The organism is Candidatus Methylacidiphilales bacterium (assembly GCA_028713655.1).
Lineage (GTDB): Bacteria > Verrucomicrobiota > Verrucomicrobiia > Methylacidiphilales > JAAUTS01 > JAQTNW01.
The window spans coordinates 25776-51615 of record JAQTNW010000015.1 but is presented as its reverse complement, the minus strand read 5'-3'; the positions used below and the strand labels follow the sequence as shown (position 1 = coordinate 51615).

General features: G+C 54.3%; 20 protein-coding genes. 12 read left to right on the top strand and 8 right to left on the bottom strand.

The genetic code is table 11. The features are described from left to right. Positions 1 to 41 precede the first annotated feature (41 nt). From PHD76_06610 to PHD76_06575, 8 genes are all read left to right on the top strand, one after another. The gene (locus tag PHD76_06610; protein MDD5261506.1) at positions 42 to 623 is read left to right on the top strand and encodes an RNA polymerase sigma factor; all 582 of its coding nucleotides are present in this window, start codon (positions 42 to 44) and stop codon (positions 621 to 623) included. After that, on the top strand, positions 620 to 1216 hold the full coding sequence (locus tag PHD76_06605; protein ID MDD5261505.1) for a hypothetical protein: 597 nt from the start codon (positions 620 to 622) through the stop codon (positions 1214 to 1216). Before PHD76_06610 ends, PHD76_06605 begins: the two co-directional genes overlap by 4 nt. Next, a complete protein-coding gene (locus PHD76_06600; protein ID MDD5261504.1) occupies positions 1213 to 2082 on the top strand; it encodes a hypothetical protein in 870 nt (289 codons plus the stop codon). The genes PHD76_06605 and PHD76_06600 overlap by 4 nt, the downstream gene beginning before the upstream one ends. Continuing rightward, entirely contained in the window at positions 2079 to 3026 is a 948-nt protein-coding gene (locus PHD76_06595; GenBank protein MDD5261503.1) for a CsgG/HfaB family protein, read from the top strand. Before PHD76_06600 ends, PHD76_06595 begins: the two co-directional genes overlap by 4 nt. Before the next feature lie 163 nt (positions 3027 to 3189). Next, positions 3190 to 6291, top strand: a complete 3102-nt coding sequence (locus PHD76_06590) for a hypothetical protein (GenBank protein MDD5261502.1) — start codon at positions 3190 to 3192, stop codon at positions 6289 to 6291. After that, positions 6288 to 9662, top strand: a complete 3375-nt coding sequence (locus tag PHD76_06585; protein MDD5261501.1) for a hypothetical protein — start codon at positions 6288 to 6290, stop codon at positions 9660 to 9662. Before PHD76_06590 ends, PHD76_06585 begins: the two co-directional genes overlap by 4 nt. 29 nt (positions 9663 to 9691) lie before the next feature. Next, on the top strand, positions 9692 to 13003 hold the full coding sequence (locus PHD76_06580; GenBank protein MDD5261500.1) for a hypothetical protein: 3312 nt from the start codon (positions 9692 to 9694) through the stop codon (positions 13001 to 13003). 138 nt (positions 13004 to 13141) lie between these two features. Then, complete coding sequence (locus tag PHD76_06575; GenBank protein ID MDD5261499.1) at positions 13142 to 13345, top strand: hypothetical protein; 204 nt, start codon at positions 13142 to 13144, stop codon at positions 13343 to 13345. Positions 13346 to 13678: 333 nt separating this feature from the next. On the opposite strand, the gene PHD76_06570 is transcribed toward PHD76_06575, so the two are convergent. After that, positions 13679 to 14053, bottom strand: coding sequence for a hypothetical protein (locus PHD76_06570; GenBank protein MDD5261498.1), 375 nt, complete (start codon positions 14051 to 14053; stop codon positions 13679 to 13681). A 192-nt stretch (positions 14054 to 14245) separates the two neighbouring features. On the opposite strand from PHD76_06570, the gene PHD76_06565 reads away from it, so the two are divergent. After that, positions 14246 to 14986 (top strand): ThuA domain-containing protein, encoded by a 741-nt coding sequence (locus PHD76_06565; GenBank protein MDD5261497.1) that lies wholly within the window; start codon positions 14246 to 14248, stop codon positions 14984 to 14986. Positions 14987 to 15022: 36 nt separating this feature from the next. After that, complete coding sequence (locus tag PHD76_06560; protein ID MDD5261496.1) at positions 15023 to 16084, top strand: Gfo/Idh/MocA family oxidoreductase; 1062 nt, start codon at positions 15023 to 15025, stop codon at positions 16082 to 16084. A gap of 16 nt (positions 16085 to 16100) precedes the next feature. On the opposite strand, the gene PHD76_06555 is transcribed toward PHD76_06560, so the two are convergent. The 4 genes from PHD76_06555 to PHD76_06540 all read right to left on the bottom strand — a co-directional run bounded on the left by PHD76_06555 (position 16101) and on the right by PHD76_06540 (position 19897). Beyond that, complete coding sequence (locus PHD76_06555) at positions 16101 to 17891, bottom strand: ABC transporter ATP-binding protein (GenBank protein MDD5261495.1); 1791 nt, start codon at positions 17889 to 17891, stop codon at positions 16101 to 16103. Between the two features lie 305 nt (positions 17892 to 18196). Continuing rightward, positions 18197 to 18553: a DUF192 domain-containing protein gene (locus PHD76_06550; GenBank protein ID MDD5261494.1), complete on the bottom strand. Its 357-nt coding sequence runs from the start codon at positions 18551 to 18553 to the stop codon at positions 18197 to 18199. A 313-nt stretch (positions 18554 to 18866) separates the two neighbouring features. Continuing rightward, positions 18867 to 19433, bottom strand: a complete 567-nt coding sequence (gene pyrE / locus PHD76_06545; GenBank protein MDD5261493.1) for an orotate phosphoribosyltransferase — start codon at positions 19431 to 19433, stop codon at positions 18867 to 18869. A gap of 71 nt (positions 19434 to 19504) precedes the next feature. Beyond that, positions 19505 to 19897, bottom strand: coding sequence for a RidA family protein (locus tag PHD76_06540; GenBank protein ID MDD5261492.1), 393 nt, complete (start codon positions 19895 to 19897; stop codon positions 19505 to 19507). A gap of 109 nt (positions 19898 to 20006) precedes the next feature. On the opposite strand from PHD76_06540, the gene PHD76_06535 reads away from it, so the two are divergent. Together PHD76_06535 and PHD76_06530 are read left to right on the top strand one after the other, a co-directional pair. Next, positions 20007 to 20420 carry a hypothetical protein gene (locus PHD76_06535; GenBank protein MDD5261491.1) on the top strand — a complete coding sequence of 138 codons (414 nt, stop codon included), beginning with the start codon at positions 20007 to 20009 and terminating at the stop codon, positions 20418 to 20420. An 18-nt stretch (positions 20421 to 20438) separates the two neighbouring features. Then, positions 20439 to 21251: a TatD family hydrolase gene (locus PHD76_06530; GenBank protein MDD5261490.1), complete on the top strand. Its 813-nt coding sequence runs from the start codon at positions 20439 to 20441 to the stop codon at positions 21249 to 21251. A gap of 190 nt (positions 21252 to 21441) precedes the next feature. On the opposite strand, the gene PHD76_06525 is transcribed toward PHD76_06530, so the two are convergent. From PHD76_06525 to PHD76_06515, 3 genes are all read right to left on the bottom strand, one after another. Next, the gene (locus PHD76_06525) at positions 21442 to 21783 is read right to left on the bottom strand and encodes an SH3 domain-containing protein (GenBank protein ID MDD5261489.1); all 342 of its coding nucleotides are present in this window, start codon (positions 21781 to 21783) and stop codon (positions 21442 to 21444) included. Between the two features lie 43 nt (positions 21784 to 21826). Then, positions 21827 to 22774, bottom strand: a complete 948-nt coding sequence (fmt, locus tag PHD76_06520; protein ID MDD5261488.1) for a methionyl-tRNA formyltransferase — start codon at positions 22772 to 22774, stop codon at positions 21827 to 21829. Positions 22775 to 23492: 718 nt separating this feature from the next. Continuing rightward, positions 23493 to 25832, bottom strand: a complete 2340-nt coding sequence (locus PHD76_06515) for a secretin N-terminal domain-containing protein (protein MDD5261487.1) — start codon at positions 25830 to 25832, stop codon at positions 23493 to 23495. Positions 25833 to 25840 lie beyond the last annotated feature (8 nt).

Sequence of the window (25840 nt, the reverse complement as noted above, 5' to 3'; positions counted from 1 at the left end):
AGCCGGGTGATGATTCCGTAAATAAATCCAAGGATTTCGCCTTGGATACCGTCTTTACCTACAAGGATCGAATGAGGCTCGAGAACGAGGACGTGCCGGAAGCGCACTTGATAAGCGGCGCACAATCCGGCGACACCAAGTCGTTCGAGACACTCTTTGATCGTTACTACGATATGATTCACGCCTTTGCTTACAGGGTTTGCCTCACTGCGACCGAGGCTGATGACATCACACAGGAAACGTTTATCCGTGCGGCCCGGGGGATCAATTCTTATCATGGAACAGCTTCGTTTAAAAACTGGCTTTACCGCATCGCGCACAACGCGCTGGCCGACTGGGGACGGCAAAACTCCCGTGAAAGGGACAAGCAGGTTCAATTTGCCGCCGAACTGGAATCCTGGGCACAGGTGCGTACCCCAGATTACGCCGATGTGCATTTCGCCTTGAAACAATTATCCCCGGATCTGCGCGAGGCTGTTGCCCTGGTTTATTTTGAAGAAATGAACCACCGCGAAGCGGCTCGCTCAATGGGTTGTGCGGAGACGACCGTTTCGTGGCGGATTTTTCGCGCCAAAAACGCACTCAAGAAGCTCTTGAGGGCCGGGAAAGGAAAGTCCTCATGAAAGATGATGATCTCCGGCGGCATCTTCAGAAATTAAAGGTGCCGGAAGTATCGGAATCGGTCCGCGCCCGCGCGCGGCACCGGGCAGTCATTGCCTTCCAGCAAGACAGTTCCATGCAACAGGATGATTCTGCATGGAAAGGAGTTATTGGCCGCTTGTGTGGCGCTTTTGCGCTGGTTTTAGCCGTTGGCCTTCTCCCTTTTCTCTTTTTCAAACACCATCCTATCTCGGAAAACCTGGCCAGCGACCAACAAATCCTTCTGCAGGTGGAGAAACTCTTTCCCGGCCAAGTCAATGCCGTGGTGACGGAAAACGGGAAAGTTGACCTTTCGATTGCCCAGTCTCCTGTGATTGGCTCAAACCAGCCGGTGTTAATTGTTTTTAAACGAGGTAGCGATACAATCCGCGTTTTGAGCTACAGCGGACATCGCGTCTGTTTAATGTTGGGAAAAACACATAGTTGCTTTGAAATTTTGGTAACCCCGACAGGCAGCGTCATTTTGGAAAGCGAGAATAAGGTTTGGCTGGCCTCGGAACATCCTAAAGTGGCTGGTTATTCCGTGCGGGCTCAAACGCTGGAGACTACACTATGAGACTGAGCCCATCCTTCTGGCTTGTTTGCGGAACCTTGCTCCTATGGGCGACAGTGTCTGTATTCTCCGCAGAATCTGTTCAACTTATCGGCTTGGAAAGCCACATCCAGCCTGCCTCACAATTACCCGCGGTTTTTGGGAATCGCGAGGAAAGAATCAACATCGAGATTAGTGGAGTGGCCGTAAAGTCGGCTTCCTTGCGAGCCGATTTATTTCAAATCGCAGGCGCCTTGGCGATGCCGTTGGCGAAGGACATTCATTTACAGGAAGGACTCACTTTTCCGAATACATCGCCCAAGCGCCTGAGCATCTCTGTGAAATTTCCAAGTGTAAAACAGCGGGCGGAAGTCCTCGTCCGTCTCGCACTTGTCCAAAGCGGTCCGCAAGCAAACCCCATTTTGTTGGAATCTCTCAAGTTCGAGGTTTTTCCAGACAGCGTGACAAAGGAGCTGAAGAATTTACTCCAACCCAAACCCGATGGCTCCGTGCAAGTCGTCGTTTTCGGGCCCGGAGACAAATTCCGTCGTTTTCTTGCCAGCTTGCGCCTCCCTTTTGAAAATGCCGGAAACGGCACACCGGATCGATTCGATCCGAATCGCCTATATTTTGGAGAGTTGGCCACTGACGAGCAATTTCAACAAGCGCAGGATCGGAGTGCCGGCGCGTGTTTGGCCCTTTTCTGGCCCGATGAATCGTTGCCGGTGGGGGTATATGCAGATCACTCGAATTCCCGCGTCCTCGTTCATGTTACGTCACATGTCCTCGACAATATGAACAACGATCCTCGCGCACAACTTGGACTCATTAAAATTATCCATCTTCTTTCCGGTCAAATTCCACCCGCGCATCGAGCAGTAAACTTATGAACTACTACTTACATCTGATTTTATTTGGCAGTTTTGTCATGATGCCTCTCTCTCCTCAAACCTCAATTGCCGCCGATACAAGCCAACCGCTGGCCACCGCTGTATTTAACTTTCAAAGTTCGGACGAATCGATGGACAAACAGGGCGCAGAGATCGCCATATTGTTGGAGGCTGATTTATCCACAAGCAAGCACACCCTCATGGTCGAGCGGCAGGAAGTGGACAAGATTCTGAACGAACAAGAACTCGGCAAATCCGGATTAGTGTCGGCTGAGACAGCCGCCAAGATTGGCTCCCTCACCGGCGCTCAGGTGCTGGTAACGGGACGTTTATTTGCCGTGGGCAACCAATACATGGCAGTAGCCAAGATCATCAGCACCGAGACCAGCCGCGTCTATGGTGTAACGACAACTGTTGCCGACCTTGGAAACCTACCGCAAGCCGCACGGGATTTGTCTGGAAAAATCGATGAAGTACTAGCTTCACATCGCGATGTTTTGTTGGCGCAGAAAGAAATCCCCGCCCAGCGCTTACAACGCTTGCGGGGCATTGTTGGGCAACGCTCTCTGCCCTCCGTAGCGGTAACGATCACCGAGCGTGATTACAGCCAACCAACCATTGATCCCGCGGCGCAAACCGAAATTGCGATGCAGTTGCAAGGACTTGGATTTCAAATCATTGAGCCCGATCAGAGCCAAAAAAAGCCCGATATCATCATTTCGGGCGAGGCTTTTAGCGAACTGGGAGCCCGTCATGGGAATTTGGTCTCCAGTCGCGGGCGAATCGAAATAAAAGTTGTCCGCGCATCGACACACGAACTCCTCTGGACGGACCGAGAAACGCAGGTGGCCGTTGATCTTGGCAATCACACCGCCGGGAAAGAGGCGCTTGAAAAAGCTGCAGGAAGGCTGGTCGAGCGATTGCTCCCAAAACTAACAAAGTAAACACGACTGCGTATTCCGTCATGATTCTTCCTTTTTGCACTGCCTTGGCGCTTGTTTCAACCACCAGAGAAAAATAATGGGAATTTCCGGGCGATCACGTCATGCCATGCGGCCAACGATACAAGGCAACGTATTGGCAAGCCTGGTAATCTTTTGTTTTTCCTTGATTACATTCCCCCCGGCAAAGGCGGAAGAACCCGCAAAGCCTTCCGCAACTCCTGTTAGGTTGGCCCTGGTAGGGACGGAAGCAACCGGGGATTTGGCTGCATTGTTATCGGCCAGGCTTGGCTCGCTTCCCGGAATCGTGCTGTTGGAACGCGCCGAGTTGTCTCGGTTGGCTACGGAAAAGCAACTGCAGGAATTTGCCGCAGGGGATCGTTTGAACCATGCGTTTGACCTGTTGAAGGCAGACGGGCTTTTGGTTTTGGAAAAGGCGGGTCAGGGTGGCCCTCTGACGCTTCGGCTTTTTTCCACACACAACGGACTCCGCTTGTGGAGTGCAGAAATTCCGGAAAAGAATCCGCAGGAATTGGCCAATAAACTGGCAGATGCCGTGGCTGAAAAAGCTCCCAAATGTTTATTGGCGAGCACGAATGCCTTGCCCATAACCGTAATCAATCTGCGTGCCGCAACTTTTTCGCCCACCAATGTAGAATGGGAGATAAAGTTGACCCGCTTGCTGGAGATGCAGCTTGATGCGGAACCGGGGGTTGTTCTATTGGAGAGAAGGCGCTTGGGCGAGGCACAGTTCGAGAGGGGCCTGGGCGCCGCAATCCCTGAGTCGCTGCAATCGGGTGTTTTATTGGTGGATGGATCATTCGAAGTGGGGTTGAACGACGGGGAAATCAGCCTGAGCCTGCGGGTTCGTGGGAAAGAGGCAACCAGAGAGGGCAAGTTCAAAGTCAAATCGGAAGAGCTAAACAGGCTGATGCAAGAAACCACAGCCTTTATTACGGGACAACAAAACAAAAAGGAAGTTCTTGGGGCAAAGGAAACGAAAGAATATCTGACTGAAGCCTTGTGGGCCGAGACTCATGGCATGGATGAAATGGCCTTGGAGGCGGGCGAGGCGGCTGTGGCTCTTGGAGAAAAATCAGTCGTGCTCCAACAGCTTCTGGCCAAGACCTATGCCAGGCTTGCTCACGGTGAAAAGCGTTTTTACAACGGCAAAGTTCTGGAACCCGTGCCCGCCTCACCGCAATTCCGTTATGATGTGATTCTGAATGCGCTGGCTTTATGCCGGGAACTGGAAAACCAGAAACAGGACGTTCCCAAAACCGAGGTTTTGAATGCCGCTTCCGAATTCCTGTTGGAACTTGAAACAGACGGGAATTCAGAACTGGACATGGAACGCATCCGGGTCTTGTTGCGGGAGTTGGCGCCATTTGATCCTACTGGCAAAAATAGTCCCTACAATTTCGCTTATGCCGCGGATTATGCGCCGCTATGGGCGGCTTCCCTGGAAGATCTGCTTTCTTTTTACAAGGTTTGGGTGGAGTCATCCGAACCCAAGCGTTTTTGGGTATTCAAACGGTTGAAGCGTGAACCTGAGATCGCACTTGGAAAACGTTTTTTAAGCAAAGAGGAGGCCAGAAAACATCTGGTGGCCCTGGCTGTGGAATGGAAGGCTCAACCTGGCACTGAGCTTTTCGGCTTATTGCTGCTGAGCAGGCATGGATCGACGGAGGAGTCGGCGGCGGCTTACAGACAATATCTGAAATTAATGGCGGATCGCGCCGAGACTCTGGAAAAAAACGGCGAGCTGGATGAATATCTGAACGCAGATTGGCTGAATGGACGCTTTGACAGCAACATGGCAAAGGAGCGCGCGGAATTTTTAACGCAGCTTTTTCAGGTTTTGAAAAAATATGATGGTGACCTGCTGTCTGAATATCTTGACAGGGGCACCTTTGATCCGGAGCTGGCACAAGCTGTTTGGAAAAACTTCAATGAATACCGGAAGCGGATATTGAATTCACTGCCGGAAACGGAACAAAGCAAGACTGCCAGAGCCTTTAACTGGCATGAAAAAGAATTTTTGATGCATTATCCGGTACTAAAGCAGCCGGAGGCGGCGCACGAACAGGAAGCGCTGCTTGTCAGCCACTATTGGTGTGCGAAGAGTGATGGAAAGTCCTACGAGTTTGGCTACAACAGTCTGAAGGTCGCAGGAGATACGGCTTGGCTGATCGGGAATTGGAACGGACGCCCCGGCGGAAGTTTGATCAAGGTTTCACTCCCGGAATTGCAGGACAAAGAGTTTCCCGTGGGATTCAGCGGCACAGGCGGTAAAATGGCAATTACTCCGGATGGAGTATATGTCTTACACGGTAAATATCCGGGTAATAACAGGCCGATGGAAATGTTTCTTAGCCGCTTTGACACGGCCTTATGCACCTGGGAGGAACGTTCATTTCAGGATGCCTCTGAAATTTATTCAGCAGGAAAGAAATTGTACTTCAGCCTCTGGAAGCATCCATCCAGTCGGAGTGAGGAGAACGGTCTTTTGGAATATGATTGGACCACCAAAGAATCACAATTGCTGGCCAGCACGCGGCGCAAACCTCCTTTGAATCAATTGGATGAGAGTGTCAATGGCCGCATTTTGGGGGTATTTGACGGGCCGAAGAGCAAGATTTGGGTGGTGACCGGCCCTCCACTATCGCGTGTTTTCATCCTTCAGAAGGAAGATGGAAATTGGAAGGAAATCATGGACATGGATTCTCCGCATTGCATTTTGAGTGAAGGCGAGGCCCTGTTGGCTGGAAAAAATGGAATAGTTATCCATGTGAACCCCGAAGGAAGTACAGTCTGGTTGGATGCCGCCAATCCAGGAGAGTGGGAGTGGGGATGGAGGAAACCTACCGGCTGGACATCGCAATGGTTGATGAATAATGCGCTAGCTTTCCGTCCGGAGGATTTGTTTATTCTAAACCGCAAGGAAGGCCAAAGCTACGAGCTTCTGTGGTATTGGAAAGGAGGGCCTTCCGATGGCCTGAGCATCCCCGTCGCCTTTCAGTTGCCTGATGATATACGAAAAACAATTGCAGCCATTTCTGAAAATGGTAACAGCAGTCTTTTCAATGCGGATGCGATAGCAGCGCCGGAAAAAGCCTCTTACAGCTTGAAATTGATTGCCAGCAGACATGGACTGCTTTTGGAAACTCCGTGCCATGGATTTTGGTTCATTCCGAACGCGGCTCTGGAATCAAAAAAAGCAGACTGGCTTGCCGGGAAGCGCGAGAGCATTACAAAAAATCCATGAAATATTTTCTTTTTCTGTTGTTCCCGATAATTTTTTGTCAAGGACAGTTAGTAATTGCGGCGGAAGAACCCGCCATCACAGCGCATGCTCCGTCGGCATCCTGTCGCCTTGCAGTAATCAGCACGTCCGAAACGGCAGATCTGGCCGCCCTCCTGACAACCGAACTCTCCGGCAATCCAGATATCCTTTTGGTGGAACGCGATGAACTGGCCAAAGTTGCTGACGAACTCAAGTTGCAACAGATGGCTGGGAAGGATGCAGTAGCTCTGGGCAAACTTGTCGGCGCGGATGGCCTGCTCTTTATCAGCAAAACACCGGATGGCCTTCAAGTCCGGTTTACTGCGGTGGGTCTGGGCTACGCACTGTTCGACGATCCATCGCCACCCAAGGACAACCTGCCCGAACTTGCCAAATCAATCGCGCACCGTGTTACGGGTTATGCGCCCAAGCTCAAACTCGATCCAACAAAAGCCATCCCCATCTCCGTGTTGAATCTTCGAGCTGATTACGGCACCGCCCAATCTCTTCAAGTTGAACGAAATCTGACCTTGCTATTGGAAAGTCGATTAACTTCAGTTCCTGAATACGTTGTACTTGAACGTAGGCATGCATGGTCGCTGGGCTTCGAGCATTCGCTCAATGCCACATCGAAGCCGCTGCTGAAGGGCGCCTACCTCATCGATGGAACGATCAGCATGGCCGCTCCGGGCGACACCTGCTCCGTCGCGTTACGTTTGCGAGAACCAAGAGGAGATGAAAAGAAGACAATGCTGCAGGGCGACACGAAAAATCTCGGTGCGCTGGTTGACCAGATTCTTGCTGAAATCAAAAAAGATATGGGGCAACCGTTCTCGAACTCCGGGCTGACCGCGATCCCGGAGGCAAATGAATATTTGCGCGAGGCGCTCTGGGGTTTACGCGCGAATGTTCCCGCTGCCGCGTTGGAAGCAGTCGATAGCGCCGAATTGCTCGGCGCAGCGCCCGAAAAGATTGTTCCATTGCGCATCCAAATTCTCTGCTTAATCTCCGAACAAGGCATGGAGAAATGGCATCCTCCCGAGCTTAACGGCAAACCGACTTTCGATTCGGACACCTTGGCAGCTAAAACGGAAGTCATTTTGCGTGCGCTTTCGGAAACGGTACGCTATCGCGACCAAAAGCTGGAAGCGAAACCTGAAAAGCTCGCTCCGTCCAACGGTCCAGAAACCTCCCAGACCATTGCCACCGTCTCGTATAAGGCGTCAAAAATTCTGGTACTGCTGGAACGGGCGCAATCTCCACGCGCAAACGAACTCCGTCACACCCTACGCACTCTCACGGGATATGATCCACAGAATGGCAAGTCGGGTGCGGTACAGCCCGGTAATGTGAGTCTTCGTGAGAACGTGGCTTATATTTTCGCCGACGATTGGGCGCAAACTATCGAGGAAGAAATCGCCTGGCTTCGACTGATTTGCAATGACAATCAGCAGGCGCTCCCGAAAGACAGTCTGAAGGATCCATCTCAAACTTTTTGCGCGCGACTCCTGACGACTCCCAAGGAGCGTGAGAAGGCATTTGACGATTTTGTGGAAAGCTTGAAAAACAATCCTGATACAAAACGAACTTATCTTGTTTTGAAAACGCACGTGAAAGACGCGGCAACAGCGGATGCCGCCTACCTTGAATACTTGAACTATCTCCTAGCTAGTCGTCAAGAGCTTTCCACATGTAATGACTACTCGCCGCTTGTGGAAAGTGTCTGGGATATTGCCTCCGAAGTAAAGAGACGGGACGCCAAGGCGTCGCTTCCCATCGTTCATGCCGTGCTGGACGAGGAACATCCCGGAAATAGTGGCATTATCATATTGAAAAATCTATGGCAGCCCACTGAAACGGATTTGACCGACGCTTCGGCGATCTGGAAGGAAGAACAGGACTACGTAAAGCGGCGTACGGATGTTGTAATACAAAAGCATGGCCTTCCCGACCTCTCCTTTATCGCCGAGATGGACAGTATTATGTACTACTTCAAAAGCAAGTTCCCAAACGTAGTTAACGCGAATGCGGCGACGGACACAAATTCCACACCGCCTCTTGTCATCACGCAGTTTTGGCATCCCTGGCTGGTACCCAGCACCCCAGTCGATAATAATATCATCATTACTGCCACCAGCGTGGCCAACGACCAAATCTGGGTTGCCAGCTATCTTAATATCCTGGAAAAAGGGCGGATTTTCAAAATCCACCTGCCGGACCTGCAAACAGAAACCGTTGATACCATGGACGGCAAGTATATTCAGGGGTTACTTTGGACCCCACAGGCTCTTTACGCGCCGATGGGAAGCGATGAGACCCTGCAGGGTCTCAGACAACAACTCGCGCGTTATGATTTTTCGACCTCAAGCTGGACGAAGCGCGATCTCCCGGTTTCGTATTCTTCGCAGTATCTATACGGGGTAAACGGTGATATCTATCTCCCTACGGGTTCGCGCCAAGGGGCAGAGTCAGGCTTGGTTAAGTACAACTGGGACGCGGATAAAGTTACCCTCCTCGCCGATAACCGTCGGCGACCCGCGCAGAATCAATTTGATGACACAAGCACCTATCGAGTCATCTCGATCTTTGCCGGGCCGGGAAACAAACCGAGTGTGACGACGGGCGATGGCACGTACTTTATTCAGGAATCGCCTGGGACCTGGCCACCCGTTTTCGATGGCGCGTGCAATGATTATGTGGTCTCCGTGGGTGACCAAAGCCTGGTATTCAACTGGGAAGGCGAAGCAATGTTCATCGATCCGAAGATGCCCTCGCCGATTCCATGGATGGCGGCCGACGAACCTATCTATCGCAAGGCCAAGACAAGCCCCGTTACAACGCCGTGGGCAAGCCAAACAATCTGGGATTGTCCTCCCGGCAAGAGAAAGCAAATGGATGAAAGAACGGTCGCCTTTCACGACGGCAGGCTCTTCATTCTCTTCAAGCCAAGTACGTTCGAAAACCGCTATGAATTGCTCTGCTACGACAAGGCGCGAGGTCGCAAGCCCGTGCGCATTCCCCTGAAGATGCAACTGACTGCCTCAGCCAAGGCTGCGTTGTCGCTACACCCGGGCCGTGCGCCGAACGGCTGGTCGCTTGATGATATTGAGCAGCCTAACCGTCTATATGAACCAGAATTGAAGGCAACGAAACAGGGGCTTTGTCTTGTGCTCCCCTGGGTGGGTTTTTGGTTTGTTCCGTACACCCACATCGAAGCTTACTTTAAAGCTCATCTCAAGGTTCAATCAGATAGTGTAACGTCGACGACAATCCCAATTAATACTCCCAAAATAATGGCAAAACCTACCGTAGGCAATGATGTCGATCCAGGAGATCTGACTAGTTTTCGTTAATAAAAGTCCACATGGCAAACTGAAATTATATGCGTGTTATCTTAAGCGTCCTGATCTTGATGGTGTTGGCGATAACAGCCACTGCCAATCCGGCGTCGGTGCGAATCGCCATAATCAGCGATGCGGATGAGCAAAATCTGTCGGCGCTGCTAACAACCGAACTCTCCGGCAATCCAAATATCCTTCTGTTGGAACGCGATGAACTGGCCAAAGTTGCTGACGAACTCAAGTTGCAACAGATGGCTGGGAAGGATGCAGTAGCTCTGGGCAAACTTGTCGGCGCGGATGGCCTGCTCTTTATCAGCAAAACACCGGATGGCCTTCAAGTCCGGTTTACTGCGGTGGGTCTGGGCTACGCACTGTTCGACGATCCATCGCCACCCAAGGACAACCTGCCCGAACTTGCCAAATCAATCGCGCACCGTGTTACGGGTTATGCGCCCAAGCTCAAACTCGATCCAACAAAAGCCATCCCCATCTCCGTGTTGAATCTTCGAGCCGACTATGCCACAACCGATTCCGCCGTCCTTGAACGAAAACTGACCCTGCTGCTGGAAAGCAGACTCGCGTCATTGCCCGATTATGTGGTTTTAGAAAGGCGACATGCTTGGTCGCTTGGCTTTGAGCACTCCCTTTCGCCCACGCCCCAGCCTCTTTTGCAGGGAGTCTGCGTCATCGATGGAACTTTGAGCCTTCCGACACAGGGCACAGGCGATGTTGCGATTCATCTCCGTTTGCGTTCGCCCAACAACCAACAGACCCCGCTGGAAATCCACGGACCCATGAATAATCTTCATGGACTCACAGAACAGATGGTCGTTGAAATCCAGAAAGCCACCGGCACCACTGCCAATTCCCAGCCTTGGCAGCCCCAAAAGGAAGCGCGGGAATATTTACTGGAAGGCATTTGGGGCTGGCAGCACAAGGTTAGCGACGCTGCGCTGGAGGCTCTCGACAGCGCAGACCTGCTGGGCGAAAGGGCGCAGCAGCTTTTTGCCGTAAGGAGCGAGGTCTGCGGAGCGATTTCCGGGAACGATTTGAAGATCGAAAACGAAAGGATCATTTTGCCGGACGGTCCGTCGGCTCAACACGCCGACCAACGAGCGGCCATGATCATCCGCTCGATCCAGGACGCCGTTCGTTTCTACGAATCCAGCAAAACACCCGGCTACGTTCCGGACCCGGAGGTGGTCAAAGCGGTGACATCGCCCGATCCCGGACCGGTTATTGTACCGGTTGCGTCGTACATCCTCGCCCTGCTCGACCGCGAGGACCCGGCGCAATCGGATCGCGTACGCGAGGCCTTGCGCGTGCTGACGAAATTCGACCCCGCACACGGGTCGATGGGGCCCTATCACTCGCTCGGTCATCTCACCATGCGTAACCTCTTCATCGAAGAATGGCCAGCCACGCTGGACGAGCAATTCGCGACCCTGCGCGTCGTCTGCTCGAACTCGAACGACTGGCTGCCCAGTATGATGCTTGAACAGGGCAAAGATTTTTGCCCGCGCTTCCTGAAAACAACGAACGATCAGAAAAAGCAGTTTGATCTGTTCGTCAAATCGCTCAAGACCCCTCCCGTCGCGCATTTGCGGTTGCTGCTCATCCAGTCTGCCTCGGGCGATCCCGCCGTGGCCGACGCCGCTTACAAAGATTACCTCGGCGAGTTGTGGAACCAGCGCGAGACCATCGCGCAGGAGAACGGCTATCCCCCCGATCTCTCTTGCGCGCGCGGGTTGCCTGACGAGGTGAGACGCCGAAACGCCGCAGTCGGTCTCCCGCTTTTGCACTACGTCCTGGCCCATAGTGATTCGTTCCATCCTTACGAAATCGTGATAACCATTCTCTGGAAACCTGCGGGATGGTCGCGTGACGAAGCCTCCTCGATTTGGAAGGAATACCAAGCATTTAAAGCTCGAGCTGGGGGGAATGTTTCGGGAACATTCCGCCGCGACTACGAGGCTCCCTTCAAACGCCAGTTCCCCGACCTCGCCGTGGAAACTCCGCTGCCTTCGCCCGAGGCTGACGCGCTCACCGTAACGCGGTACTGGTATCCATGGCGGTATGCGTCGGTTGCACCCGGCTATTATTATGAGAACATCCTCACCATGGATGATGAGAGCATCTGGCTCTCCCACAATAAACCGGGCGGTCCAGATGAATTAATGCGGGTGTTCCTCCCCGATTTCAAGACACAATCGATTCCGCTCCCCGCCAATCGAAATCCGCATTCCTTCGTCCGCACGTCAGATGCGCTCTACACGACGTGGGAAACCAATGGCCACGATGGCAAAGGCGGACCCGCTGCACACCAGATTGCGCGCTACGATCCGCAAACGGCGACGTGGGCCGCGCACGCGTTGCCCGATTTTTTCAGCGGTGATCTTTATGGAGCCGGCAACGCGCTCTATTTGTTCGTCAGTTTCAAGTTCGCCAGCAACGAGAACGCCATCATGCGCTATGACTGGGACCATGACTCGACGACGCTGCTCTCCAGCACGCGACGGAAGCCCGCGCAAAATCAATTCGACGACAACACTCGGCTCTATTATGCGCATATTTTCCTCGGACTCGGCGGCAAGCCGTGCATGACCACAAAGGAGGGTACGTTCTACATGCAGGAAACTCCCGGACCATGGCAACCCGTTTTCGACAGTTCGTTTGGCGGGCAGATAGCGACCGCCTGCGGCAAGACCATTGTCACCAACCAGCGCGGCGAGATTGTCCTTCTCGATCCGCAATCCACAGAGCCGAAGCCGTTGATGACGCCCGTGCAGCCGATCTTTCGTAAGCAGCCGACACCAGGATCACAACCTATCAAGGAATTACCGTCGTGGTTCGCGCAGGCGGCATGGGACGCCACTCCCAACGAAGTTCTTTACCACACCGAACTCGCCTTTCACGAGGACACGCTGTTCGCCCTCAAGAAACCGAAGATCAAGGGAGGAGTTTACGACCTGCTGTGTTATCGCCTCGGTCAGGGGCGAACGCCGCGCCATATCCCGCTCGTCTTTCACCTCAACGACCAGGCACGCGCGGATTTGTGCGTCAAGCCCAGCGATGCCCCCGCCCTGTGGGCTCCGGGACAGTTCGAGCATCCCGACACGACCATTTATCCCTCCAACGGCATTCAATTCTTCGGCACAAAAGACGGCCTGTGTATTGAACCATTCAACGTCGGCTTTTGGTTTCTCCCTTACAGCGACATCGACGGTTACCTAAAAGCCCATACAGCGGATAAGCCACAATCAAACACAACAATGGATCATGAGAATCCACCGAGCGACAAACATCCCAGAGGGGACGTGATAGATCCAACCAACCTAACAGATTTTCGCTGAGAAAAAGTCCATCTCTCCATAATGCAATGCAAGGGGATGGAGTCAGGAGCCATAATTTGACAAAGTCTGGCAGCTTGCGGGGGGTTTACTTGGATTTGATTTTTTCTTGGAGCGGGATAGAGTTTATCCATGAGCACGGTGGAAGAAATTGAAAAAGCGATAGCTGAATTGCCGGAATCTGAATTCTGGAAGTTGACGGATCGGCTGATTAATCGGCGTGAAGACGCCTGGGACCGGCAGATTGAAGCCGATGCCAAGGCGGGCAAGCTGGATTTTCTCTTTACTGAGGCCGACGCAGAAGCGGAAAAGGGCGCTCTTCGTCCCTGGCCGGAACGGGAATGACCTCCAAAGCCAGTGCCAGGTTTTGGAAATGCCACAATGAACTGCCCAGGCATGTTCAAACCCTCGCTCTCAAAAATTACAGGATTTGGCAGCAAAACCCGCAGCATTCCTCCTTGGACTTCAAGAAACTTTATGGTTCCGGGCAAAGATTTTCGGTCAGAGTAGGGAATCATCATCGGGCCATCGGGCGCGAAGTATCCGGTGGTGTGGAATGGGTATGGATCGGTTCTCATGAGGAATACAATGGATTAATCAGTCGAAGCAAGCGGTGACGGGCATGAAGCTGTGAAGCGCAGGCGTGAGTTGATGTCTTGGGGGATGGGGTCAGGAGTCCTATTTTGACAAAGGCTGGCAGCCTTTTTCTTCCTCCTCGGTCTCGAGGTGGAAACGGTGCATGAAGCGATGCACCAGCGGCGCCAGCAGCACCGCCGCGATGCCGATGAAAAAGATGCCGCTGAACAACGCATAAAACGACGCGAATAATTTCGCCGAGTCACTGTGCAATTCGCCGACAGGCCCCATGCCTCCGAGAATCATCGACGCGTCCAGGAACGCATCAACCCATGAAAATTTCGCGAAATGATGGTACCCCAGCACCCCGACCAGCAGCGCCGCGAACATCATGGCAAGCGCAACGACGAGATTTTTAAAAATGCGGAGCGCGAACTCCTGTTTCGAAATCAGTTTCTGGTGGCGATGCTCGAACATAAGGCCTTTACTTTGCTTCGAGCCATGCACAGCGGCAAGCAAAAGGTCCGGGGGCTATCCCCCATTGCGCAACAACGCGGTCCGGTATGCCTTCGGAGTTTGGTTCTTGAGTTCGCGGAATACGCTCACAAAATACGAGGCGCTGGAAAACCCGCACGTCCAACCCATAAATCAACCCAACAGAAAAGTAATATGAACTCCCCCATCCGCATCACTGTCTGGAACGAATACCGCCACGAAAAGAAAAACCCAAAGGTGGCCGCCCATTACCCCAAAGGCATGCACGAAACCATCGCCGCTTTCCTGCGCCCTCATGCCGATGTTTCCGTCCGCACCGCCACTCTGGACGAGCCCGAACACGGCCTGACGGACGCCGTCCTGGCCGAAACCGACGTCCTCATCTGGTGGGGCCACATGGCTCATCAAGAGGTCCAGGACGCCATTGTCGCCAAGGTAAAAACCCGAGTCCTCGAAGGCATGGGATTGATCGTCCTCCACTCCGGCCACTACGCCAAAATCTTCAAGGCGCTCATGGGAACCACCTGCTCGCTGAAATGGCGGGAAGACAACGACAAGGAACGGTTCTGGAACATCCTGCCCCAGCATCCGATTGCCGCAGGCGTGCCCGACCACTTTGAACTCGAAGCCGAGGAAATGTACGGCGAACCTTTCGGCATCCCCGCCCCGGACGAACTCATTTTCATTTCCTGGTTTACCGGCGGGGAAGTCTTCCGCAGCGGCGCCACCTGGTACCGCGGCAACGGGCGGGTCTTCTATTTCCGCCCCGGCCACGAAACCTATCCCACCTATCACAATCCCATGGTGCAAAAGGTCATCAGCAATGCCGTCCGTTGGGCGCGCCCCACTGTCAATATCCCGGATATTTGTCCGAACAGCCCGGCACTGGAACCGATCCCATCCCGGAAAGCCTAACCAACCAATCCTGCGCTCACTTTCTCCCGACGACTTATGAATAAACGCAGCTCCACCATACGCATCGCCATCATCGGCACCGGCGGCATGGCCAATACCCATGCCGGCGAATTCGCCAAAATTCCCGGCTGCAAACTTGTCGCCGCCGCCGACATCGATGCCGCGCGGGTCAAGGCCTTCGCCGAAAAACACGACATACCCCGCATCTTCACCCGGGCCGGGGATCTGCTCAAGAATGTGGAAGTCGATGCCGTCAGCATTGTCACTCCGGATCCCTTCCACGCCAATCTGGCCATCGAATGCCTGCGCGCGGGCAAGCATGTCCTTTGCGAAAAACCGCTGGCCCTCAACCACGCCGACGCGTCCCGCATGGTTGCCGCCGCCCGCAAAGCGCGCCGCATCCACATGGTCAACTTCTCCTATCGAAACTGGCCCGCCATTCACGGCATTGCCAAAGTAATTCAATCCGGCGAGATCGGTGAAATCCGCCATGTCGAAGCCAGCTACCTGCAAGCATGGCTCGCAAGCAAGGTTTGGGGTGACTGGCATAACACTCCCGCCTTGCTCTGGCGGCTTTCGTCCCGCCACGGCAGCAAGGGCGTTCTGGGCGATGTCGGTGTACACATCCTCGACTTCGCCACATTCCCGGTTGGCCCGATTTCGAAGGTCTATTGCCGGCTCAAGGCATTCCACAAGGCGCCGCGCAACCGCATCGGCGAATACACGCTCGATGCCAACGATTCCGCCACGATCAATGTTGAATTCGGCAACGGCGCGCTCGGCGTAATCCACACCACCCGCTGGGCCGGCGGCCATGCCAACAATCTCACCCTGAAAATATTCGGCGCCAAGGGCGGAGTTGAATTCAACTCGGAGATCTCCGACAACACATTCCGGCTTTGCTCCGGCGCCAACCTCGACAAATGCAAGTGGAAGGATGTCAAAGCGCCGCGTGTCCCGAACATGTACCAGCGCTTCATCGCAAGCATCCGGGCCAACAAGCAGGGCCAGCCCGATTTCATCCGTGGCGCTGAAATCCAGAAAATTCTCGATTCGTGCTTCGAGTCCAACAAGCGCAATCAGCCTGTGAAGTTATAAGGCGCGAAATCCTTTTTCAGCTTCGCAAACTATCGCTCTCAACCATGTTGCGGAAATGGCCGGGCTGTGTTGAGAGTTCGGCATAAGTTCCGTCCTGCGCGATAATGCCCTTGTTCAGGACTATGATCCGGTCGCAATTCTTAACCGTAGCCAGGCGGTGGGCGATAAAGATAACCGTGCGTCCTGCCATGGCGCGATGGAGCGATTCCTGGATCAACTTTTCGCTCACGGTATCCAGCGCGCTTGTGGCCTCGTCAAAAATGAAATAGGGCGGATCCAGCAGCAGGACACGCGCAATCGCCAGCCGCTGGCGCTGGCCGCCGGAGAGTGTTGTGCCGCCCTCGCCAACCGGAGTATCCAGTCCGCGCGGCATCGCGGAAATAAACTCCCATGCGCTTGCCTGTTCGCAGGCTCGCCGGATTCTCTCATCATCCGCATCCGGCCGCACAACCCGCAGATTGTCGCGCAGGTTCGTCTGGAAAAAATAGGGATCCTGTGGAACCACCCCGAAGCGCCGGCGCAGATGCGCTCCGGTGCAGTGCCGGATATCCACTCCTCCGATCTCGATGCTTCCAGAGTTGGGATCATAAAAGCGGAGCAGAAGTTGCGCGAACGTACTCTTGCCCGATCCCGACGCTCCGACCAAGGCAAGGCGCTGGCCATACGGAATCCGGAGATTCAGGGCGTTCAGCGTCGGTATTTGATCGTAGGAAAAATGAACGTCGCGCAAAACAATGTCGCCGCGTTCCGGCGCCTGCCGGTCATGCCCATCGGGATCGGGGGTGGTACTGACCGTGTTGAGAACGGCATTCAATCTTTCCAGGCTGGCCTGCGCTCCGCCGCGCAGGGAGCTGATTTGCAAAAGCTGTTGCATGGGGCCTTGCAGCGCAATGAAGGCGCCCAGGTAGGCCTGCAGTTCGCCAAGGGTCAACCCGGCATTCAAATAACGCCAGGCGCCGACGCTGCACAGCAAGGCAAAGAAAAGATAGGTTGCGGTTTCGGTTTCCATGTAATACATGTGCGATTTTACGTCGCGCTCCACGCTTTTGCGGCTGATGACGCCGGCCTGGAGCTGGAAATCCTCCATCACCTGCGCCTCCATTGAATAGAGCTTGATCTCGCGCGATCCCCGAATGAGATCGGCCACATGCCCGCTTACGTTGCTCTCCACAAATTGAAAATCCCGGTGCAATTTCTGCATGCGCTTTCGCGTACGCCACATCAGCCACACCCCGGCGACCACGGATGCGAGCAGTACCAATGTCATCATCCAATCCCAGAAAAACACCCAGATGATCGATGAAACGAGCGTCAGGACCGCTCCGGGACCGTTCATCGCCATCTGCTGGAGATATTGCTGCACCTGGGACAGCGGAGAACCGAAGAGGTAGCTAAACAGCTCGCCGCTGTTGTATTTTCCGTGAAAGCGCAGGCAAAGGCCGTTGATGTGGCGGAAGAAATTCGCGCGGATTTTCAGGATCACATTTTCGCGCACCCAGGTGAAAATACGGTAGCCAATGTGCCAGGCCAGCATCCGGCACAGGATCGACGCAACCAGATAAGCGGCGAGCAATAGCGCCAGCTTGTGATAAGGATGGCCGTTGGGGACCTGCCCGGCGGGAAGCACGTCATCAATCAGATATTTCGGGAACAGGAACTGGAAGGAAATTGCGATGCCGTGGAAGGCATTCAATGCGATCGACAACACAATCCATTTGCGATAAGGCCGCAGGTACGGAGCAAGCAGGCTCCAGAATTTCGACGGATTTTTTCCGTCTTTATCGTGCGGCGCATTCAAACCGTTCACCTGCTTTGATTATTGGAAACAAATGCACATCCTCCCCCCGGCAGCCTTCGGATGTCGAGACAGATCCAGCATCGGTCAACCTTACGCATTAAAATTGTTTTTACCACGGATAAGAAGCACCGCCGCCGCTACACTTTGCCGACGAACTCGAATGTGCGACATGAAGTGATATGGAGTCCGGTGGCAAGTCCGGCAGCCGCCGGACGCGACACCGTTTTTGTCGTTGCTACAGAAATAAGACAGAAAACCCCCTTGTCTTCCCCCTTTTCAGGGGGATGAATGCAGCTTGCGCCAGTTTTCATGTTTTAAGCTGGCAGCATTCTGAATTCCAGGACATCGCCCTCTTTCAGGCCGAATTTGGAGCAAATGCCGGCCGCTGTTTCGAGTGTGGAAGACGCCTTCCAAATAAGGGATGAAATCCGCCAGGGCTTGATCCCGTGAACAATCCGGATCACGCGGTTTTGTTTGTCCAGAAAGACGGCATCGATTGGAAACTTCATAAAGAACATGTGGATGCTGTTGCAGTGCAAGAGAAGGATGCCCTCGTCTTCCGGCAGGCTCTTCCTTCCCAGCAGGCCTTTGGAACGAAACCCAAATCCGGCGCCGCACTCGCAACGCGCCAGCATCCGCCGCTGCCCGGCCCAGACTTCGTAGATTTTCATGTTAGCCTGCATATTTCATACTCATTTCAATGGTCAACCTGTTAGCATCGGGACGTAACAGCGGAAAGATACGTACTGGGCATATGCAGGCTATTGTTGAAAATTCACCGCAGAGGCGCCGAGAACGCTGAGGTTTCCAGGCAAACGGCCTGACTTTTTATCTGCGCCAATCCGGTTAAAAATGTATTTCCTTTGCGTTTTTTGCGCTCTTTTGCGCTCTTTTGCGGCCAACCTTTGCTTAAGAGCCCCAAAGCGGTGTCGCACCCCGCAGTTACAGCGGCTTGCCACCGCACTCCATGTCCGCGGTTAATGCTCATTTGCTCCCGGGTTTGAACGCGGGGATCTTTTTCAGATCGGGCGGCAGTTGCTCCGCCGGGAATGTTTCCACCCGCAGCTTCAGCAACGAAACAAAGGGCGCGCCGAAATCCGGCTGCCGGTCGCCGCTCCGGTCCACAATGCACAGCACCGCCGCCACCTGCGCTCCGGCGCCGCGCACAATCCGGCAAACCTCATTCACCGCGCTGCCGGTTGTCACCACGTCTTCGCAAACCAGAAAGCGGGTCCCGGGTTTGATTTCGAAGCGCCGGACTGCCAGCCTGCCTTCGTGTTTCTCGGCAAAAATATGTTTTTTATTCAAATGCCGGGCGACATCGTGCCCGACCAAAATTCCGCCCATGGCCGGCGAGATCACTTCATCGGCTTCGATTTCCTTCGCCTTTTCGGCCAGCGCGGCGCAAATCCTGGAGGACAACGCCGGATATTGCAGCAAATGGGCGCATTGAAAAAACTGGCGGCTGTGCAACCCCGATCGCAGCACGAAATGGCCTTCCAGCAACGCGCCGGTTTCCTTGAATTTTTCCAGCAATTCCTCGGATGTCATGTCAGTAAACCCTGAAATTTGAATTCCAGGCTGTTCTTCCGGCCCTCGCGGCCTTCCTGTTAAAAATCTTCCTATTTCCGGAATGCCACGGCTTCGATCTCAACCTGTGCGCCTTTGGGCAGGGCCGCAACCTGAATGGTCGATCTCGCCGGAAGCGAGTCTCCGAAAAATTCCGTGAAAACCTTGTTCATGGCCGCGAAGTCGCCCAGGTTCACCATGAACACCGTGGCTTTCAATACGGTCTGGAACGAACCGCCGCCCTCCTCCAGCACCGCCTGAAGATTTTTCAAAACCAGCCGGGTTTGTTCCTCCACGGTTTTGCCGGTCAATTCCCCCGTGGCCGGATCCAGCGGAATCTGGCCTGCTGTGAAAATCAAATCCCCGTACCGGGTTCCCTGTGAATAAGGCCCGACCGCGGCGGGGGCTTTCGAACTTTTGATCCAAATTTTGCTTTTTGATTCCATGCTTTTTTACTAGCAACCCTTCCGCTTGTGTCAATGAATCGAGCTCGCGTCCTGGGGAACAGGACACTGAGGCTTGTGCTTCCGGCATTTTTGAGGCATAGTAACGCCAATGCCTCAGATTTCGCCATTCCAAGTTTACGCCACTGTCCTCGTTATCGCAGTCGCCATTTCGGGACTGCTCGCATGGGTGGCCGCCAGCAGGCTTAAGGCGGGGAAAAAAACAAATGTCGCTCCCGTTTCGGCGCTTGACCTTGAACCCATTGCCGCGTTCCGTTCGATTCAAAACCAAATCAGCGTGGTCGGATCGCTTCAGCACGGTTCCACGGATTTTTCCAGCGCTCTGGATAATCTCCTGTTGTTTCTGGGGGAATGCCAAACCACCATGCCGAACCAATCAGGCGAACTCAAAGACTGGCGCCAAAAATTGCAATCCTGTTCCGCGTCCGAGGAAAAGCTCATGCTCAGGTTCACGGAACTTCACGCCTGGGTCATCGCGCAGATCCGACACCTGCAGCCCGGCTGAGATCCTCTCCGCCCCCTCATGCTCATCGACACCCACGCGCATTTGGATTTCAGCGATTTCGATTCCGACCTCGATGATGTCATCCTGCGGGCCCGCCAGGCCGACGTGGAACGCATCATCAACATCGGAACCGGGCTCGAATCCAGCCGCCGCGCCGTCGCCCTGGCTGAGAAGCATGAAAATATTTTTGCCGCTGTTGGAATTCATCCCTGCAATGTTGAGGAGGAACCGGAAAATTTTGCTGTTGAATTGGACCGGCTGCTGTCCCATCCCAAGGTGGCGGCGCTCGGCGAATGCGGATTGGATTATTACCGGCCACCGCCGCAGGCCGATGGCGAGGAAAGCTCCGCTTACCAAAAACGGCTTGCGTCCTGGAAGGAACGCCAGAAACATTTTCTGATCCAGCAACTCGATCTGGCAAAAAAACACGGGCTGGGCGTGGTCATCCACCAACGCGCGAGTTGGGACGATTTGCTGGAATTATTGGTTCCCTATCACGGTTCGCTGCGGACCGTGTTCCATTGCTTTGGCGGCAGCGCGGAGCAAGCCAGGCGCCTCCTCGACAACGGCCACCTGGTTTCGTTTACCGGCATTGTGACATTCAAAAACGCAGAACCGGTGCGCGACTGCATACGCGCGTTGCCGGAAGGATCGTTCATGGTTGAGACGGACTGCCCCTACCTCGCCCCGGTTCCACACCGGGGCAAACGATGCGAGCCCGCCCATGTGCGGATTGTCGCGGAAACCATCGCCAAGCTGCGCAACGAAGCGTTCGAACAGATCATTGAAACGACGGGAAAGACCGCGGAAAAATTCTTTCGATTGAATTGAACCACCAAGACACCTGGGAAACTATTTTACAGAAAGTTCGCGGAGAACGCGGAGGGAAAAGGAAGAATGCAGAATGTGGAATTCTTAAAACCGGAATGGGATTGGCCGCGAATGAACGCAAAAGACACAAAGAACCAGGAACGATTTTCCCTCTCTGCGCCCTCTGTGTCTCTGCGGTAAATCAGAAGGGCTACCATCCGGAATGGGAACCAAAAGCCCCTGTTGGCGCAGTGTCGGGTGAACTGTCCTCCTGCATTTTAACCGCCGAGGTTGGCACCCAACCCTGTTTTCCGCTCACGGTTTCAACCAGCATATACGCTCCGCCGCCACTCACAACACGGACCCGCGTGCCCGAAGACAAAGTGGTATCGGCTGGTGTTTGTTGGGATGGACCCTTTTCCAACAGAGGCTCATCTTCGGTCAGATAGCAATTATAGACCGGGCCGTTGTATCCGCCATTGGCACAGCCTGCAAAGCCAAAGGCAACGGAGCAGCAAGCCGCACACAACAAGCTGAAAAATGATTTATTCATACCGCATGCTTACGCGACCCGAGGGAATTCGACAAACCGAAATTTACCCGAGCATCGCACCTGTTTCCAACCGGTAACCGCGGGCAAATTCGGCTGCATGCATGCGTTTGCGTCCCTCCAATTGTACTTCCCGGAGAAGCAACCCGCCTTTCGCGGCAGCCACCAGCACCCCGTGATCATCGATCCGCAACACGGCGCCAGGACTGCCCTTGGCATGCCTTGAGATGATTGTTTTATAAATCTTGAGCATCTTCTTCCCGCCATCCTTTTCTTCCAAAAATGAATAGGCGGAAGGCCAGGGATCCATGGCGCGAATATGCCGGTGAATCTGGATTTGCGGCTGGTTCCAATCGATATGCCCATCCTCCTTTTTCAATTTTCCCGCGTAGGTCGCCTCCTGCAGATTCTGCGGAATCCTGGGCGCTTTGCCGGCGCGGATCAGAGCCAGCGCTTCCAACAAAGCCTTGGGCGCCAATTCCGCCAATTTGTCGTGCAAGGTCCCGGCGGTGTCCCGGCTGCGGATGCGGACCGGTTCCTGCAAAAGAATATCGCCGGTATCGAGGCCGGCGTTCATCCACATGATTGTCAGGCCTGTTTTACGGTCTCCGCTTCGGATGGCGGCCTGGATGCAGGACGATCCACGGTATTTCGGCAGGAGCGAGGCATGAATATTCAAACAACCCAGTTTGGGGAGTTCCAGCACGCTGGTCCTTAAAATTTGTCCATAGGCGCAAACGACAAGCAGGTCCGGCTTGAGATACGCCAGTTGTTGGAGGGCCCCGGGCGAATTGATATTTTCCGGCTGGTAAATGCTGAGATGCTCTTCAAATGCAAGCTGCTTGACAGGCGATGGCGCAGGTTTCATCTGGCGGCCGGACGGGCGGTCGGGCTGGGTCAACACGCCCACAACCCGGCACGAGCCATCCTCGATCATTGCCCTGAGAGACGGCACTCCGATTTCTCCCGTGCCGATATAGACTATTCTCATCATCTGAAACGCCTGTCGCGGCTCCGACTCTCCCAGCCTCAATGCCGGGTGTCAACGGCGGCGTGAGGGAGAAAAATAACCATTTTTATCCTCTGATTACACAGATTCACGCAGATGCAATATCGGTATCTTAAAACTTGCCTGTCCGCCATAGTCTTGCGCATCAGAGATGGATCGCCACGGCCCAACTCCGACATGCGTCGCGAGTGTTCCAGATGGGCCTCCTAATGAACAGATGTGACAAGATGTTGAGATATATGATGTTAGCTAAAACGCCAACGGCGTTTCGTCCTCCAGCCCAGGGTTGCGAGGAACGAGCTACCCTGGGTAAAATCAAAAAATACCCCGAACCCTGAATGGGTTCCGTCCTCCTCTCGCCCATGCTGCCCCGCTGCAACTCCGATAGGCATCGCGAGTGAACTCCTTCAGAGTTGGGAACATTTTTGACAGATACCCAGGGTAGGCTCTCGCTGACTCGCGCCAACCCTGGGCTGAAAGATGCAACCGCGTTGCGGTAAGCTACAGCTCACGTTCATTCCCGCTCAAAACAGCTTTTTGAAAGGTTTGGTTTCTCGCGATGACGAATAGCCAGGGCCAGCATGCTTCGTCTGCACATTGCCCCACGCACCCGCGTTCCGCCGCGGCGGACGAGGAGCGTAGCGACGCGGCAATCCAGAGAAAATGGCACAAACGACAAAGCGCAGACATGTCTGCGTAAAAATTACGGCGCGGGAAGAGTGGGTGAAATGGGGGTTTCTTCCGCTGGGGGCGGAGGCGGTGGGGCTTGCTCTGTTGTGGTACGGTCGCCCTTGGTGGTCGTACCGCGCTTCGCGGCAGCTGCGGCGGCTTTCACTTCGGCTTCATGTTTCTTGGCGTCAAAGGGCGTGTTTTCCGAAAAGGCGTGGGCCTCGGCGCCAACCTGGTTTCTGTTTTCCTCGGACAAACTGGCCGCCTTGAATTCCTCATCGGAGCTCACGACGTTCGGCTGGATCATGATGATCAGCTCCTGGCGGGATTTGTCCTTGGTTGTTCCCTTGAACAAATAGCCAAGCAAGGGGATGTCTTTAAAAAAGGGCACGCCGGTGACGTTGACCGTGTTGCTTTCCGTAATCAACCCACCCAGAACAACGGTGGCTTTGTTGGGCACAATGATCGTGGTGTCCACCGACTGGGTGCCGATGGTCGGGATGCTGTTGCCTGAAATCACCTGGCTGCCGACCACGCTGTCATTGGTCTGCTTGATCTTGAGGGTCACTTCCTTGTCCGAATTGATCAGCGGGACGACTTCAAGTTTCAGCACCACGTCGGTGTAATCGATGTTGGAAATCACCGAGGTGCTGTCGGTTGTCGTGGCGGCGTTCAACGTGCTCAGGGTCGAGGTGGGCACGGCAATCCTCTGCCCGGAGGCGATGACGGCGCCTTTGTTGTTGGAAGTATAAATAACGGGGCGCGAAAGGACGCGGAAATGAGAGGTGCTCTCCAGCGCTTTGACATAGTAATTCAAAGCCGAACCGATGGCCCCATAGAGCGTAAGGCCCGCAGGCAGGGCGGTAAATGCCGCGGCGCTGGTCAACCCCCTGGGATTCAGGGTCAGGTCCGTCGTGGCGCTACTGCGCGTGCGCTGACTGGCCGCAACGCCGAAATTTCCGCTGCTGGAAAAATTCTGGAGCAGGTCCACGGCAAATTCCGTATTCTTGCCGATCGTCAACTGGCCGATGACGGTGGCCAAATAAACCTGCATGGGTTTTTTATCGAGATGATCCAGGATGGATTTTACCTTATCAACGCTCTCGGGCGGTCCGATGACAATGATGGAGTTGGCCTGCTTGTCGGCAATGAGGCGCGTTTTGCCAACCATGACCGCTTCGGGCGCCGTGTCCTGGTTTTCCTGCAACGTGCGGTCTGCGGAAACGTTCGGGCCGCTGCGGCTGCCGCTCGAACTGGAACTGCGCGAGGTATTGTTTTGACTGAAGCGGTTTTGCTGATTTGGCTGGCCTGGATTACTCGTGTTGCTTGAAACCGGTTGGGAATCCTTGCTTTCCGTGAGCAGGGTTTCCAACACAGGCAGAACATCGGCGGCCATCACATACTTCAGCGGCCTTTCAAGCGGCGAGGTCAGCGTGACCGCATCATCGAATTGTTCGATCAATCCCTTGATGTAGTCAAAGTTCACCGGACGGGTCACCACCAGGATGCGGTTGGTTCTGGGATCCGGCGTCAATTGAACATCACCGGAGACAAAAGTGCGCTCGTTCAACGTCAGGTTTTCACCCGGTATTTCGGAGGAGGACAATGTCTGGCCGGGGACGCCTTGGGCCTTGCTTTTGCGCGCATCAATCATTTTGGTGATCGTGTCAGCCACCCTCTCGGCATCCGCGCGTTGAAGGGTCACAAACTGGCTGATCACCTTGGCGGGCGGCACGTCAATCAGCTCTTTGAGCTTGGCCAGTTGCCGGATGGCGGAAGCGTTCTCGGTAATGACCAGGGCTTGGGCATTGGGCACCGGAACGATCACGCCGTAGGGATGCGGCTGGAGATGCTGCATGAAAATCTGCTGGGCTGACGCGGCATCCAGGTATCGAAAGGGCATGAAATAACTGGCCAATTGGTCTCCCTTTGGAAGGTCTTGAAGATTGGCATAAATGGCAATGCCTTCACTGCGCGGAATCTTGCCGGATGTGCTGTTCAAGACCTTGACGCTGTTGTCCTCGCCGGGCACAAGGGAGAGCCCATTGAGTGTCATGACGGACTCCAGCAACCGCAAGGCCTGGCTTTTTGGAATCATGCCCGGGACGACAAGATGAATCGTCAGGCCCGAGATGCCCTGGATATTGGCGTCGCGCAGCAATGTTTTGCCGGAGGTTGCTTCATAAGCATCCAGGATATCGTCAAGCTTCGCTGATGGATACTGCACTTTGACCAGTTCCTCCCCGCCCGGATTTGCAGGCGCCGGAGCCTGCGCTGGGGCCACTGCTTGCGATTTCAACGGTGTCTGGCCCTGACCATCCGCAAAACACAACAGCCACACCGCCAGGCACACCAATGATTTAGAGTTTGACATGAATTTTC